Raw genomic sequence first — 14,859 nt, 5'->3', positions numbered from 1 at the left:
TCAGCGGGCCTTCCATCTGTTGGCGGGGGTGGGCAGCAGGTCATACAGGTGCACGGCCGAACGGTTGTGTTCCAGCAGGTGGATCGCCCCCACCATGGCGGATACGGCGGCAAGTGCTGTGGCCATCTGCCCGTGCGGCAGGTTTATGGACTGGTCGAGCAGGATGCGGGCCTTGTGTTTCATGTCGTACAGGGCCGCATCCACATTATAGATCTGTGTTGCGCGGTGGGCGGCATGGGCTTCGGCCCGGATGGCGGGAATGGTCGCGGCCCGCGACAGGTGGCGGTGCGCGCGGGCCAGTTCGAGGTTGAGCGAATCAAGACTGGCCATGCGTGAGAACACGCGCTGGCGGGCCAGTGTCGGGGGCAGGTAGCGGTTCCATTCCAGAATGCGGTTCAGCCGGTCGTAATGGCGGCTGATCAGGGCCGAACCCACCTGTTCGCCATGTCCCTCGAACTGGTTGCGCAGGTCATGCCCGATGCTGATCCCCACCCGGAACCGCCTGCGCGACGCCGAGGGTGGCAGCAGCAGCACCAGGGAGATGAAGATGATGACGGCCGAGAACAGGTACAGCACGTTACGGTCGATAAACACCGAAGGCTCGTAGTTCTGGACGTTGTCCACCCCCATGATGACGAAAAAGAACACCCCGGCATTGAACCCGACAGCACTGGTCTTTGCGTTCATCAGCAGCAGGCAGCCGCCAAAAATCACGGGTATGATCACCATGGCCAGGAACGGCATGTCCGCTCCCTTGAGCAGTACGCCAAAATCCAGGAAGGCGGCCACGGCAATGGCCAGCGGCGTGCCGATCAGTGCGCCCATGCCAAAGCCCCGCGCATTGTAGGTGGTGGCCGCGAGTGTCAGGATAATGGCCACCTGCGACAGCGCGGAATAGGTGGCGGGAATGTCCGAAATTACGCACAGCCCGGCCGCGACCGAAAAGCCGACAAGTGTGCGCAGGCCGTTGAGCAGGGCTGCGATCACGTCATGATGCTGGTCGATCTTGAGTTCGGGGGCCTGCGTGCGGGCGCGCTGGCCGTGTTCGAATGCGTCCAGCCCGTCTTCGATCCAGCGGGCGTCGGACAGGAGGGCCATGGAGCGTTCGATCAGCCAGGCTTCGTCCAGCGTCGGGCCCATGCCGGCTTCGGCCGTATGGGCCTCCCGCGCGAGGTCTTCGAGGTCATGCACCGCCTGCTGGGGCGATGCCACGGCTGTACCGTCGCCAAAGGCCGCGCGAATACGCTCCAGCACGGTGTCTGAAATGGTGCTCCTGTGCAGCACCTGGGCAATGGCCTGGCTACAGTTCAGCATTTCCAGCAGGGACACCATGGCCGAACGTGCGCCCGCCAGCCGTAGCCGTGCGTCGGGCAGTTCGGTTCTGGCGTAGGAGACCTGGGTGGTCAGTGCGATGATTTCTCCCGCAAGGCCCGCGCAGGTCGTGTCGTCGGGAATGCTGTGGCCCGCCATGGCGTCACGGGCGATGCGGCGCACCATCTGCGCGCAGTGGCGCAGGCTTGCGGTCAGTTTTTCAAACGCGGTGGGCGAGCCAAAAATATCGTTCACCGCCGCGGTGGCCGCAATCCCCACCACAATGGCCGATACGCGGTTGACCGTGACATCGAAAACCGTGTCCGGGCTGTCTATGCAGCTGATCCCGACAATGGCCACGGTATAGCCCGACAGCATGGCGGCATAGGCGCGAAAATCGCGTTCCAGCGTGCCCATGACCGTGCAGAGCGTCAGCCACAGCGCCACCCCGCCCAGAAACACGCCGCGCTCCTGATTGAAACACGCGGTCAGGAAAATGGCGACAAAGGCCCCGATAATCGTGCCGGCAAGGCGGTACAGCGCCTTGGAGAGCACCTGCCCACGCAGGGGCTGGGCCAGAATCATGACCGTGACCGCCGCCGTGCCGGGGGATGAAAGCTGGAGCCAGAACGCCGTGCTGAGCGCGAGAACGGTCGACAGCCATGTACGCAGGCAGAACGACAGCCAGCCCGGTGGGGCCACGCTGCGGGGCGGTGTTAGGAACCACCCGTGCCAGGCCGCCCTGCGGGTGGCTGCCGGGGTGTCTGCGGCCATAGTCTTCGGTGCTTTCTTCGTACGATGAACCCAGGGGGACCCCGCGGACTCCTTCCCCACGGACAGGATATTAAAATAAAATATAATATTGGGAAGGTGCTCCGCAGCATACTCCCCCTGCCTTGCGCGCGGGGCAGCCCTGAGGCTGGGTGCAAGGCCTGTCTCAGGCTGCGCTGTCCGCCCATGGTCCGGCATGTCCTGTCTCGGTACCCGGTGCGGCAATGGGTGCGTATTCGCGCTTGCTCCGCCCTGCCGCTAAGGGCAGACAATGGAGGCATGAAATTTCTTCACACATCGGACTGGCAGGTCGGCAGAACCTTCGCCTTCGTGGATGATGACACGCTGGGTGCGCTTCAGGCCGAACGGCTGGAGGTTATCCGCCGTATCGGCGCACTGGCCCGCGCCCAGGGGGCGGCCTGCGTGCTGGTGGCGGGAGATATTTACGAACACGAAACCCCTGCCAACCGCACCCTGCACCAGCCCATGGAGCGCATGCGGCAGTTCCCCGACATTGCCTGGCACCTTATTCCCGGCAACCACGACGCCGACACGCCGGAGGGCGTATGGGCCCGTCTGACGCGTGAGGGCGCGGTGCCGGACAACGTGCATGTTCACCGCACCCCCGAACCTGTGCAGATCGATGCGGCGCACAACGCCTGGCTGCTGCCCGCGATCCTGCAACGCCGTCATACCCTGGCCGATCTGAGTGCTTATATGAACGACGCCCCCACGCCCGCCGGGGCGTTGCGTATCGGGCTTGCCCACGGTTCGGTCGTGGGTTTTGGCAATGCGGAAGAGGACGAACACAATCCCATCGCGCTGGATCGGGCGGCCCAGGCGGGGCTCGATTACCTTGCCCTGGGTGACTGGCACGGCTTTTGCCAGATCGATGCGCGCACTGTCTATGCGGGCACGCCCGAGACAGACCGCTTCGGCACTGGCGGGGCCGGCGGGGGGGAGACTGTTGCGGTCACGCTGCCCGGCCCGAAGGCCGTGCCCGAAATCGCGCGGCATCGCACGGGTAAATATGTATGGCGCAGGTTTGACACCACCATGCTGACAAACGCGCAGGATATCGCCGCACTCGAAAGCCGTCTGCGTGGCATCCAGCCCGATAATCCCGGTGCCGTGCTGGCCTGGCTGGATGTTGCGGGCAGGCTGGGCGTGGACGAACTGGCTATGTACGAAAACACTGTCCTGCGCCGCCTTGGCGGGGCGCTGGCCTGCCTGCGTATTACCGGCGCGCCCCAGCTTGCCGCCGTGGCGGACGATCTGGAGCGGCTGGGGACCGGGGCCGTTCGCGTTGCGGCACAGGCCCTGCTTGCGCAGGTGCAGGCAGGGGGTGAACAGGCCGATCTCGCGCGTGATGCCCTGCAACGCCTGTTCGTGTTCTGGCAGGACATGCAGGGAGCACGGGCATGATCCTGACGGATATCCAGATCGAGGCCGTGCGGCGTTTTGCCTCCCCCGTGCGGCTTGAAGGGCTGGGGGCGGGGCTGAACGTGCTGGCCGCCCCGAACGAGGCTGGCAAGACAACCCTGCTCATGGCCCTGCGCGCAGCCCTTATGCTGCGGCACAGTTCGCGGGCCCAGGGGGTCAAGGACCTGCTGCCTTACGGTGGGGGGGCACCACATATCGGCCTGGCGTTCCAGTGGCGCGATCGGGCCTGCTGGCTGGAAAAACGGTTCTGGAACAAAAGCCTGGCCCGGCTCGACCTGGGGGCGGAGCGCTTCGACGGGGATGAGGCGGAAGAGCGGCTGCATGCCCTTCTGGAACTGGACCGCAACGGCCGGGGCGAGGCATCGGGCCTGTGGAACGCCCTGCTGGTGCGGCAGGGCGAAAGCTTTACCCAGCCCGACCTTGCCGGGGCAGGGCACGCCAGCGTTCAGGCATGCCTTGAACAGACCATGCAGGACGCCACAGGGGCGGGGGCCGCCGGCACCCTTCTTGCCCGTGTGCGCGAACGGCTGGGGCAGGTGCAGACCGCAACCGGCAGGCCGACCGGGCGCCTGCGCCAGATCCAGGAGGAACTGGAACGGGCCGGGCAGGAGCTTGAAACGCTCAGGGCCCGCAAGGCCATGCTGGACGAAGACCTTGGCTTTCTGGAGCAGGCCCGGCGCATGCTGCGGGAGTACCAGAACCCCGAACGCCGCCAGCAGGAGGACGAGGCCCTGCTGGCCCTGCGCCAGACGCATGAGCGCCTGCGAGCCCTGGCGGTGGAGGAGCAGGCCCTGCGCGCCACACGTCAGGCCGTGGCGGAACAGGCCCGGACCGCGGCGGATGAACAGGCCGCGCGGCGCGAACATGCGGCAAACCTCGCCCGGCTCGAACACGACATGCAGGTCCATGAGCAGGAGGCCGCCCGTCTTGCCGCCCAGGCCGAGGCCGCCAGCGCCCAGCATACGCAGGCCCAGCGTCTTGCCAGCCAGGCCGAGCGCGCCCGGCAGGAGGCACGCGCCACCCTGCACCGGGTCACCCGCCGGGTCGAACTGGCGCGGCAGGCTGGCGTGCTGGAGCAGGACCGCGCCGTGCTGGCCCGCGCGGAAGAGGCATTTGCCCGGATTGAACAGGCGCAGGTGGAACTGGCGACGCTCAGGGTCGATACGGCTTTCATGCGGCGTCTGACCAAAGCGGCGCAGGCGGTCGAGCAGGCCCGCGCCATCATGGAAGGCCAGGCGACGGTTCTTGTGGCGGACCTGCTGGACGGGGCGCAGGGCCGTGTCACGCTGAACGGCCAGCCTTGCCCCACGGGCCGGACCCTGCTGGGTGAAGCCGCCGAACTTGTGGTGGAAGGCATAGGCCGCTTTGGCATTGTGCCCGCCATGGAACGCCGCGATCAGGCGCAGAAAAACCTCGATGACGCTCTGGCCGCCCGGCAGACCCTCCTGCATGAAGTCGGCTGTGCAGACATGGCCGGGGCCGAGGCCCTGCACGACAGACGCAGCACTGCCGAGCAGGCGCTGGCGCAGGCCCAGGCGACGTTCGCCGCCGTTCTGCCCCGCCAGCCCGTGGAAAAGACGGCCACCACCCTGGCTGCAACATTGGCTGCCACATTGGCCACGCTCAGGCAGCAGCTCGCGCAGGCCCAGGCCGTACATGAGCGCGCGATGGCGGCACTGCTGGCCGAGGAACCGGGTGGAGATGGCGCGCAGCCCGGTCTGGACAGTGCGCAGGCCAGCTGGGCGGAGGATGACGCGGCCCGGCAGGCCGATCTGGCCCGGGGGCATGAGCAGGAGGCCTTTACCCGTGCCACCAGCGCGCAGGCCGCGGCGGAAAAAGCCCGCGCCCAGTGCCGCCGGTTTGAGGCTGACAGCCTGCGCATCCGGCAGGATATGGCGGCCCGGCAGAACCGTGAAAGTGATGCCGACCTGGCGGCGCGGCAGGCCGCCTTGCTGGGGCAGCAGGCCACACTCGACGCCGATCTGGCGGCCAAGGTGCAACTGCGTGAAAGCGAACCCGCCCTGGACGTGATCGAAGGCCGCATACGCCGCCGTGAAGAGGCGCAGGAGACCACGCGCGCCGCGACCGCGCGCCTGCGGGAGGATATTCGCGAACGCGAAACCCGCGTGCGCATGGCCGAGGGCGACGGGCTGGATGAAGCCATGGCCGAGGCCACCCGCCACCTTGAGCGTATAACAAGCGAGCATGAAGCCTGCGCGCGTGACCGCGCGGCCCTTGCCCTGCTGGAGCAGGCCCTGGCCAGTGCCGAAAAAGAGCAGACCGAGCGGTATCTCGCCCCGCTGGTCAAGGCCATGCAGCCCGCGTTTTCGACGCTGTTCCCCGGTGCGACGCTGGACATGAACACCCGTTTCGGCCTGAGCGGGCTGACACGCCAGCGCTACGAGGAGGTTGAACATCTTTCTGACGGCACGCGTGAACAGATCGCGGTTCTGGTCCGGCTGGGGTTTGCCGAACTGCTGCACGCCCGTGGCACCCCGGCCATACTGGTGCTTGACGACGCGCTGGGCTTTTCGGATTCCGTGCGGATGGAGCGCCTGTTCGATGTCCTGGCCGATGCCGCCACCCGTATCCAGATTCTGGTGCTGACCTGCCGGGCCGAACAGTTCACGCCGCTGGGCGGGCGGGTGCTGACATTGCGCCAGCACAGCGCCATAGCCCCACCGGTCTAGGTCTGGGTCTGGGGGCGGGCAGTGTATTCGAGGGTGTATGGGCCCCCGAATTTCCATTATGAGACAGAAGGCGCGCGCGGTTACGCACGGCGTCGAGGTGACGAAAGCACAGGTGCAGATGTCCAGAATCGATACAAGCAGAACCTTTCTTCCCGTGCGGATCGCGGTCATGACCGTCTCGGACTCCCGCACGATCGAAACCGATACCTCCGGCGCGACGCTGGTGGCCCGTATCGGGGCCGCCGGGCACCATGTGGCGGACCGGGTCATTGTGCCGGACGACGTTGACGGGATTGCAGCCCAGCTTGCCGCCTGGATCGCAGACCCCATGGTGGATGTGGTCATTACCAATGGCGGCACCGGTGTCACGGGGCGGGATGTCACGCCAGAGGCGTTCGAGCGCGTGCTGGAAAAACGGATCGAAGGTTTTGGCGAACTGTTCCGCATGCTGTCCTACAGCAAGATCGGGACATCCACCATCCAGTCGCGCGCCCTTGCCGGTGTGGCGGGTGGCACCTACCTGTTCGCCCTGCCGGGGTCGACCGGCGCGGTCAAGGACGGATGGGACGATATTCTGGTCCTGCAACTCGACAGCAGGCACACGCCTTGTAACTTTGTGGAACTGATGCCGCGCCTGCGCGAAGGACTGAAGGAGAGCAACCACCATGGCTGACGATGTCAAACTGCTGATGCTGGCAGGCGATTATGTTGAAGATTACGAAATCATGGTGCCGTACCAGGCCCTGTCCATGCTGGGCTACAAGGTCGATGTGGTCTGCCCGGACAAGAAGGCAGGGCAGACGGTGCATACCGCGATCCATGATTTTGAGGGCGCGCAGACCTACAGCGAAAAGCCCGGCCACAACTTTGCCCTGACCGCGGATTTCGACAGTATCGATACAGACGACTATCTGGGGCTTATCATCCCCGGTGGACGTGCCCCCGAATACCTGCGGCTGAACGCGCGGGTGATCGAGATCGTCAAGGCGTTCGCGGACCGGCCGCTGGCGGCGGTGTGTCACGGCCCGCAGTTGCTGGCGGCGGCCGGGATCATCAAGGGGCGCAGGGTTTCGGCCTATCCCGCCTGCCGGCCGGAAGTCGAACTGGCTGGCGCCACCTATGCCGATATCGCCATAACCGACGCCGTGACGGATGGCGAACTGGTAACAGCCCCGGCCTGGCCCGCCCATCCGGCCTGGCTGGCCCAGTTCGTAAAGGTTCTGGGGGCCGAGATCAGTATCTGAAGCCCGCCTTTACGCCGGCCCGGGCCTGCCAGTTCCTGACGGGAGATACGACCTGCCCCGACAGGAGCGGCCCCGGGTAGCAACTGCTCCCGGTAGCAACTGGCCCGACAGTAACGGCCCGGCACCACCCGGCCCGCGGCCCACTGGTCTTGCTCTGGCTGGGCTGTGCCGGTCAGGGTGGCCCTGAGCCCTGTGGTGGAGCATCCGGGCGGGGTGGCGGCCTCATGGCCGGGATATGCTCCGCTATCGGGCGGATAAAGATAAAGCCCGTTGGCTTGGCCAGACGGGCTTTTTTGTACGATCTGGCAGGTGTTGCCACAGGAGCGGCCGATATCTGCCGTAGATTGTATTTTTTCAGGCAGGGTGCGCCCGGCGCGGACTTGCCTCCGCAGCCGGGCGGGGTGCCTTAGAAATCCGCCGTGCCGGGGCGGTTGAGCATGGACAGCAGTTCCTTGCGCGTGTCCGAATTGGTTCTGAACACGCCCAGCATGGTGCTGGTTACCATGGATACGCCGGGCTTGTGCACACCGCGCGTGGTCATGCATTCATGCGCCGATTCGATAATGACCGCCACACCATGGGGTTCAAGTTCTTCATTGATGGTGTTGGCGATCTGCGCTGTCAGGCGTTCCTGAATCTGCAGGCGGCGGGCATAGGCGTCAACCACGCGGGCCAGCTTGGAAATGCCGACCACGCGCTGCCGGGGCAGGTACGCCACATGGGCGCGCCCGATAATGGGGGCCAGATGGTGTTCGCAATGGCTTTCAAAGCGGATATCGCGCAGCAGCACGATTTCGTCGTAGCCATCCACCTCCGAAAATGTCCGGCGCAGCAGGCTGGCGGGGTCCACAGCATAGCCCGAGAAAAAATCAAGATAGGCGCGTGCGACACGGGCGGGGGTGTCCTGCAGCCCTTCCCGCGTGGGGTCGTCGCCCGTCCAGCGCAGGAGGGTGCGTACGGCCTGTTCGGCTTCTGCCTGGGTGGGGCGGCCGGCATCCGCCGCGTGATGGCACGCGCCGGTGGCTGACGCTGCGTCGGAAGGGCCGGTCGTGGGCGGCGTGGTCATGCCGTTCTCCTGCTTTGCAAACAATAAGGGCCAGCGTGTAATACGGCCGGTCGATTTTCTGGCGTGCCCTCAACCCCTGTGCGTTCGGGCATGAAAGGCGTTTTGCCCGGCACCCTGGAAGACCTGCGGCAAAGATGCTGTACAGGTGCGGTAGGGTGCGCCAGAGAAGGAGTTAATGAATCTGGCGGTGCAGGAAGGGGCTGTCCAGACTGAAAGGGGGGATGGTGACGTCAAAGCGCGTACCATCCGTGCCATGGCGCATATGATAGGCCCCGTGCATGAACCCGCCCGGCGTGGGGAGCGACGCGCCCGATGTATATTCGAACTGCGTGCCCGGCTGGATAACGGGCTGTTCGCCCACAACACCGGGGCCGTGCACATGTTCGGTCCGCCCCAGCGTGTCGGTAATGTGCCAGGTTCGTTCCAGCAGTTGAACGGGCTGTGTCCCGTCATTGCCGATCCTGATCCGGTAGGCCCAGCAATATGTGTGTTCGTCAGGTTCCGACTGGTCGGGCAGCCAGAAAACCTGAACCTGCACGCGCACGCCATCCGTCACCGCTTCATACACCGGCAGGGAAGCGAACAGTTCGGCCACCGCGTCGTCGGGGTCCTGCGCATGGGGGGGAACGGCCCAGTCGGCCATAGTCGGGGTCTGCTCCTGATAAAACACCTGCGGCCTGTCACACACAGGGAACGTGCTGATACATGCCGCCGTATCACGAAAGGGCGGTCCGTGCAAAGCCGGGGTGGGGTACGGACCCTTTCCGGCGCGGGGTTGCTGGCCGCAGGCGTGGCTCCCGCCGCCCGGATCGGGCGCGCATGCCGCCGGCAGCCAGCGCGGGAGAGCCCCCGGAGACCGGCCGCCCGGCTATATGGCCAAGCCCGGATGGCCAAGCCCGCCCACCAAGCCAGACCACCAGGGTCCACCAACAGGGGCAGGCCCTCAAGCAAGGTCGGGCCGGGGTGGGACCGCCCCCGCATGTCTGCGGAGTAGGCCCCTTGCCCTTGGGTCAGAGCGACTTCAGGGCTGCAACGCCACGGGCCAGATCGTCGATCAGGTCCGCGCTGTCTTCCAGCCCGACCGAGAAGCGGATCGCCCCATCCGTAATGCCCAGCGTCGCGCGTTCGGCGGCGTCGATCTTGGAATGGGTGGTGGTGGCCGGGTGGGTCACCAGCGAGCGCGCATCGCCCAGATTATTGGAAATGGCGACCAGTTTCAGCGCGTTCATGAAGGCGAATGCGCCTTTTTTCCCGCCCTCGACCTCGAACGCCACCAGCGTGCCGCTGCCGCTCATCTGGCGTTTGGCCAGTTCGTATTGCGGGTGGTCGCTCCGGCCGGGGTAGCGTACGCCCACAATGCCCGGCGCGCTGGCCAGGTAGTCCGCCACGGCGGCGGCGTTGCGTGTCATGGCGTCCACCCGCAGGGACAGCGTTTCCAGCCCCTTGAGCATGACCCACGCGTTAAAGGGCGACATGGCGTTGCCGGTATTGCGTGTAAAGGGCTGGAGTGTCTCGGCAATCCAGTCCTTGCGGCCCAGCACGGCCCCGCCCAGCACCCGGCCCTGACCGTCGATATGCTTGGTGCATGAATACACGACCACATCGGCGCCCAGTTCCAGCGGGCGCTGATAGATGGGGGAGGCAAAGACATTGTCCACCACCACGATCGCACCGGCCTTGTGGGCGCGTTCGGAAATGGCGGCGATGTCGAGAATATCCAGCATCGGGTTGGACGGGCTTTCCAGCAGCACGGCCGCCGTGGGTTCGGACAGGGCCCTGTCCCATTCCGCAAGGTCGGTGCCGTCCACGAACGCGATCTTTACGCCGTAACGGGGCAGCAGATTGGCCACGATCCAGTAACACGACCCGAACAGCGCACGTGACGCCACGACCCGGTCCCCCGCCTTGACGTGGGACAGCAGAGCCGAGGAGACAGCCCCCATGCCGGTGGAGGTCGCAATGCAGGCTTCCGCCCCTTCAAGGTCGGCCAGCCGGTTTTCAAGCGCTGCCACCGTAGGGTTGCCAAAGCGGCTGTACTGGTAATGGGTGACTTCGCCGGTAAAGGTTTTTTCGGCCTGTTCGGCATTGTCGTAGACAAAGCCCGAGGTCAGGAAAATGGCTTCGCTCGTTTCGCCGTATTCCGTGCGTTCCAGCCCGGCATGGAGCTGGCGCGTGGCGGGGCGCCATGTTCTGGCGGAGGTGTCGTTGGTGCTCATGGAGTGTGGTATCCGGTTCTCTCTCGTCAGATAACAGATACGCCGCGCGGCTGCGGGCGGGCCTGTCTCTTAAATTGACCGTGGAAACCTTGACGGCGGGCATGCGCCATCAGGGCCTCTTTAGCGCATTTCTTTTACCTCGCCGCAAGCCAGCCGGACAAATCACGAGGGGAGCCCGCTCCGGGCTCCGGTATTCTGGTTAGGCGCAAGGGTCGGGGTTCGTCAAGCGGGGCGGGCAGGGCAATGTCGCGGGCATGCGGCTGCGCGGTTCTGCATGGGGGTGTGTGTCCATGTGTGTCTGCTGCCGTATCCGGCCTGCCATGTGCGCGGTAATGCGCCGTTGGGGCCGGGGGTGTGGCAGGGATTAAAGCAGGTCCTGCAAGAGCGGAATAAAGGGCAGGTCCGCTGCTGGCATGGGGTAGTCATGCAGGGCATGCGGGGGCACCCAGGCCAGTTTCTGCCCTTCGCGCGGGGTTGGCTCGCCTTTCCAGCGGCGGCAGATGTACAGCGGCATCAGCAGGTCGAAGTCCGCATAGGCGTGGGACGTAAAGGTGAAAGGCGCAAGGCAGGCGCGCGACATGTCCAGCCCCAGCTCCTCGTGCAGTTCGCGTACCAGGGCGGCCTCGGGCGTTTCTCCCGCTTCCAGCTTCCCGCCGGGGAATTCCCATAGCCCGGCCATGCTCTTGCCTTCGGGGCGGCGGGCCAGCAGGATCTGGCCCTGCTGGTTGATCAGTGCCGCGGCGCTGACCAGCACCAGCCGCCTTGGTGCACCGGGCTGCGTCGGGGGGCTTGCCGGGCTTCGGTCGAGATCGGCGCGGGTGGCTTCGAAAACGCTCACGGCAAGTTCGGTCCCCCGGGCGACAAAGCTTTGCCGGTCGGTGCCGACATGCCGGAAGCCGATCCGCTCCAGCACCTTGATGGAGGCGGCGTTGTCCTGCGCTGCAGTGGCGCGCAGGCCGGCAATGTCCAGATGGGCCAGCGCCCAGCGCACCACGCGGGCCGCGGCAAGGCTTGCTATACCGCGCCCCCAGTAAGGTCGACCGACCCAGTAGCCAAGCTGGCCGATCCGTCCGCCCCCCTGGGGCGGGGTTTCCACCCGCAGGCCCACGCAGCCCACAAAGGCGCCATCCGGCCCGGTAATGGCGAAATGATACCCCTCTCCCCTGGCCTGCATGGCCTGTGTGGTGGCGATCCAGTCTTCCGCCAGGTCACGCGGGTAGGGAAAAGGCGGACGGCTGAGCATGCGCACCACCTCCCAGTCATTGACCAGGTGGTGCATGGCGGTGGTGTCGTCAGGGTGGAGCGGTCTCAGCCGGTATGGGGGGGCCTCCAGCACCAGGGGTGCGGTGTCAGGCATGCGGGGCCGCGGCGGCGGTGGCTTGCGCAGTACCGGCTGGAGTGCTGGCCGGGGTGTCGGCCGGAGCGGCAGATGGTGTCCCGTCTGGTGTTCCAGTTGACGCTCCCGGTGGCAGGCCGCATTCCATCAGCAGGGAACGCAACGCGTTGATAACGGGGAAAACCTCCTGGTTGTGGTCCCCGCCCAGTTCGCGCCAGGCCTGCTGTTCCAGTTCCACGATCTCGCGGTCTTCGGCAAAAATCCGTTCGGTAAACGCGATCAGGAACGGCCATGCCATGTCCAGCAGGCCCGGAATTTTGGGGCGCTTGACCGAAAGCAGGCCGAAGGTGCGGTTGGTCAGTTGATCCGCACTTTGCGGCACATAGACAATCCACAGATCCATGACCGGGTCCTGGTCCCCGGTCTGGATACGCAGCGTCTGGTAGGGGTATTCCGTGCGGATGGTCATGACATCGCGGTGCTGGAACTGCGCGGAGGCATCGCGCCGTTCCCCGAAGATCAGCGCCTCGCCAATGGGCTGCTTGCCGCCCGTGCGCGCGAAGCTGTAGCTGGCCTCCACCATGCCGGCCTCTTTCTTCTGGCCGAGGAAGCGGGGCTTCATCTGTCCCATCTGCTTGGAGTGCATGAACTGGTGGTTCATATCCATCAGGTTTTCATGCATGAAACTGTAATGGCAGCCCACCTGGCGGCCGAAATAGCGCGTCTTGTAGGACGGGTCGCTCGCACGCGCCAGGGCGGGGGGCAGCGCTGTGGTCTGGGCTTTTTCCGGGTCGCCGGGGAACACGAAAATCATGCCGTCCTGTTCGCGACAGGGGAAGGTGCGGACCCCGTTGGGCAGCTTGCCCTTGCCAAGATAAGGCACGTCAATGCACCGGCCGGAGCGGCCATAGGCCCAGCCATGGTAGCAGCATTTGACCGACGCGCCGGACACCACCCCCTTGCTGAGCGGCACCTGACGGTGGGCGCAGCGGTCTTCCAGTGCGAAAACCGGTCCCTCATCGGGTCGCACAAGGGCAATGGGCGTGCCAGCGAAACGGGTGCCGATGGTTTTTCCGGGCTTGAGTTCACGCGACCAGGCAACGGGGTACCAGTAATCCGGATGGGAGCGGACAGTTCGAAGATCGACCGTGTTCGCGCCGGGCGGGGTAGTTTGGTTCATGTCACCTCGAAACAATGATATCCCGTGCGGCCCCAGGCTGAAGCCGCATTTGCGAATGCCATCTCAACTCATCGTGACGCAAGACGCAAGGCGGGAGAGCATCAGGTCTTCATTATCTGTTCATTATCGCGCACAAAGTTCCGCGCTCAGGTCCTCGATGAACTGGAACGCCACCCGCCCGGACCGGCCGCCACGGGTAATGGACCATTCGTTCGCGCGGGCCATCAGTTCGTCTTCGGCAACGGGCAGGCGGCGTTCGCGGGCATAGGTGCGCACCATCTGGGCAAAGGTATCCTGCTCGCAGGCATGAAAACCCAGCCACAGGCCGAATCTGTCAGAAAGCGAGACTTTTTCTTCCGTGGCTTCCGAGGGGTTGATGGCCGTGGCGCGCTCGTTCTCGATCATGTCGCGCGGCATCAGGTGGCGGCGGTTGGACGTGGCATAGAACACCACGTTGTCGGGCCGGCCGGCAATGCCGCCATCCAGCACGGATTTGAGCGCCTTGTAGTCCCGATCTTCCTTCTCGAACGACAGATCGTCGCAGAACAGGATGAAGCGGCGCGGGTTTTCACGCAGCAGGCTGAGCAGCAGCGGCAGGGTGGCCAGGTCTTCGCGCTGGATTTCGATCAGTACCACACGGCCCGTGCCGGGTACACATGCCTTGCCATCCACCTGGTTGACCAGCGCATGCGCCCCCTTGACGAGCGAGGACTTGCCCATGCCGCGCGCGCCCCACAGCATGGCGTTGTTGGCGGGCAGCCCTTCTGCGAAATGGCGGGTGTTGTCCAGCAGTATGCGGCGTTGCAGGTCCACGCCCTGCAACAGGTCCACCGGCACATGGGCCACATGGGCGATGGGCAGCAGCCTGCCACGTTCGGGCAGCCAGACGAAGGCATCGGCCCTGTCTACCCCGTCCAGTGTCGCGGGTGGGGGCGACAGGCGCTCCAAGGCCGCGGCAATGCGTTCAAGAACGGAATGCTGGGGGTCGATCATCCGGGTCTCCTTTCGGGGCAGGGGGCGTGGTGTCTTGTGGGCAGGGATTGCATGATGGATGCTTGACGGAAAAGGATTGAAAACTATGGTCACTTCCTCAGTTTTCGCAACCGGCCTTTCCTGAAAGTGTGCATCCCATGTCCAATTTCCTTATCCCCGCAGCTTATGCGCAGTCCGCTGGCGGTGGTGGCTCCATGTCGGGGATCATGTCGTTCCTGCCTTTTATCGCGGTTTTCGCCATCATGTATTTCCTGCTTATCCGCCCGCAGCAGCAGCGGCAGAAGCAGCTCAAGTCCGAACTCAAGGCCCTGCGCCGTGGCGACCGGATCGTGACGGCGGGCGGCGTGATCGGCGTGGTGCAGCGCAGCCGTGATGAGTCCGCCGAGGTCGAGGTCGAAATCGCCCCCAATGTGCGCGTCATGGTCCTGCGCGACACCATCTCCACTGTCCTGACCAGCACGGCCAAACCCGCCAACGACGAATCCGCCGCCAAAAAATAAGCCCCGCACAGGCCGTGCGCCAAGGCTGGTGTAGCCAGCCTGGGCGCTGGACTGGACGACCGGACCGAGCCCCCGAGCCCAGAAGCGCCTGGTCGGAACAGTCCAGTCT

The 14,859-nt window shown here is 65.3% G+C and carries 12 protein-coding genes and 1 riboswitch; of the genes, 5 read left to right on the top strand and 7 right to left on the bottom strand.

Annotation, left to right across the window (positions count from 1 at the left end; translation table 11 throughout):
• On the bottom strand, positions 1-2,085 hold the full coding sequence (locus tag ABF990_RS05945; protein WP_415500556.1) for an FUSC family protein: 2,085 nt from the start codon (positions 2,083-2,085) through the stop codon (positions 1-3).
• A 276-nt stretch (positions 2,086-2,361) separates the two neighbouring features.
• Between ABF990_RS05945 and ABF990_RS05940 the strand changes: the two genes are divergently transcribed.
• From ABF990_RS05940 to ABF990_RS05925, 4 genes are all read left to right on the top strand, one after another.
• The gene (locus ABF990_RS05940) at positions 2,362-3,507 is read left to right on the top strand and encodes a metallophosphoesterase family protein (protein ID WP_415500555.1); all 1,146 of its coding nucleotides are present in this window, start codon (positions 2,362-2,364) and stop codon (positions 3,505-3,507) included.
• On the top strand, positions 3,504-6,215 hold the full coding sequence (locus ABF990_RS05935) for an AAA family ATPase (RefSeq protein ID WP_415500554.1): 2,712 nt from the start codon (positions 3,504-3,506) through the stop codon (positions 6,213-6,215). The genes ABF990_RS05940 and ABF990_RS05935 overlap by 4 nt, the downstream gene beginning before the upstream one ends.
• A gap of 118 nt (positions 6,216-6,333) precedes the next feature.
• Positions 6,334-6,888, top strand: a complete 555-nt coding sequence (moaB, locus tag ABF990_RS05930; protein ID WP_415500553.1) for a molybdenum cofactor biosynthesis protein B — start codon at positions 6,334-6,336, stop codon at positions 6,886-6,888.
• Positions 6,881-7,459 (top strand): DJ-1/PfpI family protein, encoded by a 579-nt coding sequence (locus ABF990_RS05925; RefSeq protein ID WP_415491359.1) that lies wholly within the window; start codon positions 6,881-6,883, stop codon positions 7,457-7,459. Before moaB ends, ABF990_RS05925 begins: the two co-directional genes overlap by 8 nt.
• Before the next feature lie 406 nt (positions 7,460-7,865).
• Here ABF990_RS05925 and folE read toward each other — a convergent pair whose 3' ends face one another.
• From folE to ABF990_RS05895, 6 genes are all read right to left on the bottom strand, one after another.
• Entirely contained in the window at positions 7,866-8,525 is a 660-nt protein-coding gene (gene folE / locus ABF990_RS05920; RefSeq protein ID WP_415491360.1) for a GTP cyclohydrolase I FolE, read from the bottom strand.
• A gap of 172 nt (positions 8,526-8,697) precedes the next feature.
• On the bottom strand, positions 8,698-9,168 hold the full coding sequence (apaG, locus tag ABF990_RS05915) for a Co2+/Mg2+ efflux protein ApaG (RefSeq protein ID WP_415491361.1): 471 nt from the start codon (positions 9,166-9,168) through the stop codon (positions 8,698-8,700).
• A gap of 367 nt (positions 9,169-9,535) precedes the next feature.
• Positions 9,536-10,741, bottom strand: a complete 1,206-nt coding sequence (gene metZ / locus ABF990_RS05910) for an O-succinylhomoserine sulfhydrylase (RefSeq protein WP_415500552.1) — start codon at positions 10,739-10,741, stop codon at positions 9,536-9,538.
• 99 nt (positions 10,742-10,840) lie between these two features.
• A riboswitch (SAM riboswitch) is annotated at positions 10,841-10,920 on the bottom strand.
• Positions 10,921-11,105: 185 nt separating this feature from the next.
• Complete coding sequence (gene mutT / locus ABF990_RS05905; protein ID WP_415491363.1) at positions 11,106-12,098, bottom strand: 8-oxo-dGTP diphosphatase MutT; 993 nt, start codon at positions 12,096-12,098, stop codon at positions 11,106-11,108.
• Entirely contained in the window at positions 12,091-13,257 is a 1,167-nt protein-coding gene (locus ABF990_RS05900) for a Rieske 2Fe-2S domain-containing protein (protein WP_415500551.1), read from the bottom strand. Before ABF990_RS05900 ends, mutT begins: the two co-directional genes overlap by 8 nt.
• A 123-nt stretch (positions 13,258-13,380) precedes the next feature.
• On the bottom strand, positions 13,381-14,250 hold the full coding sequence (locus ABF990_RS05895) for an ATP-binding protein (protein WP_415491365.1): 870 nt from the start codon (positions 14,248-14,250) through the stop codon (positions 13,381-13,383).
• 137 nt (positions 14,251-14,387) lie between these two features.
• Here ABF990_RS05895 and yajC point away from each other — a divergent pair, with 137 nt between their 5' ends.
• Entirely contained in the window at positions 14,388-14,750 is a 363-nt protein-coding gene (gene yajC / locus ABF990_RS05890; protein ID WP_415491366.1) for a preprotein translocase subunit YajC, read from the top strand.
• The last annotated feature ends 109 nt before the right edge of the window (positions 14,751-14,859 follow it).

This window comes from Acetobacter sp. (genome assembly GCF_047723915.1).
Taxonomy (GTDB): domain Bacteria; phylum Pseudomonadota; class Alphaproteobacteria; order Acetobacterales; family Acetobacteraceae; genus Acetobacter.
Note: the sequence above shows the minus strand (reverse complement) of the source record. Positions and strands in the feature narration are given on the sequence as shown.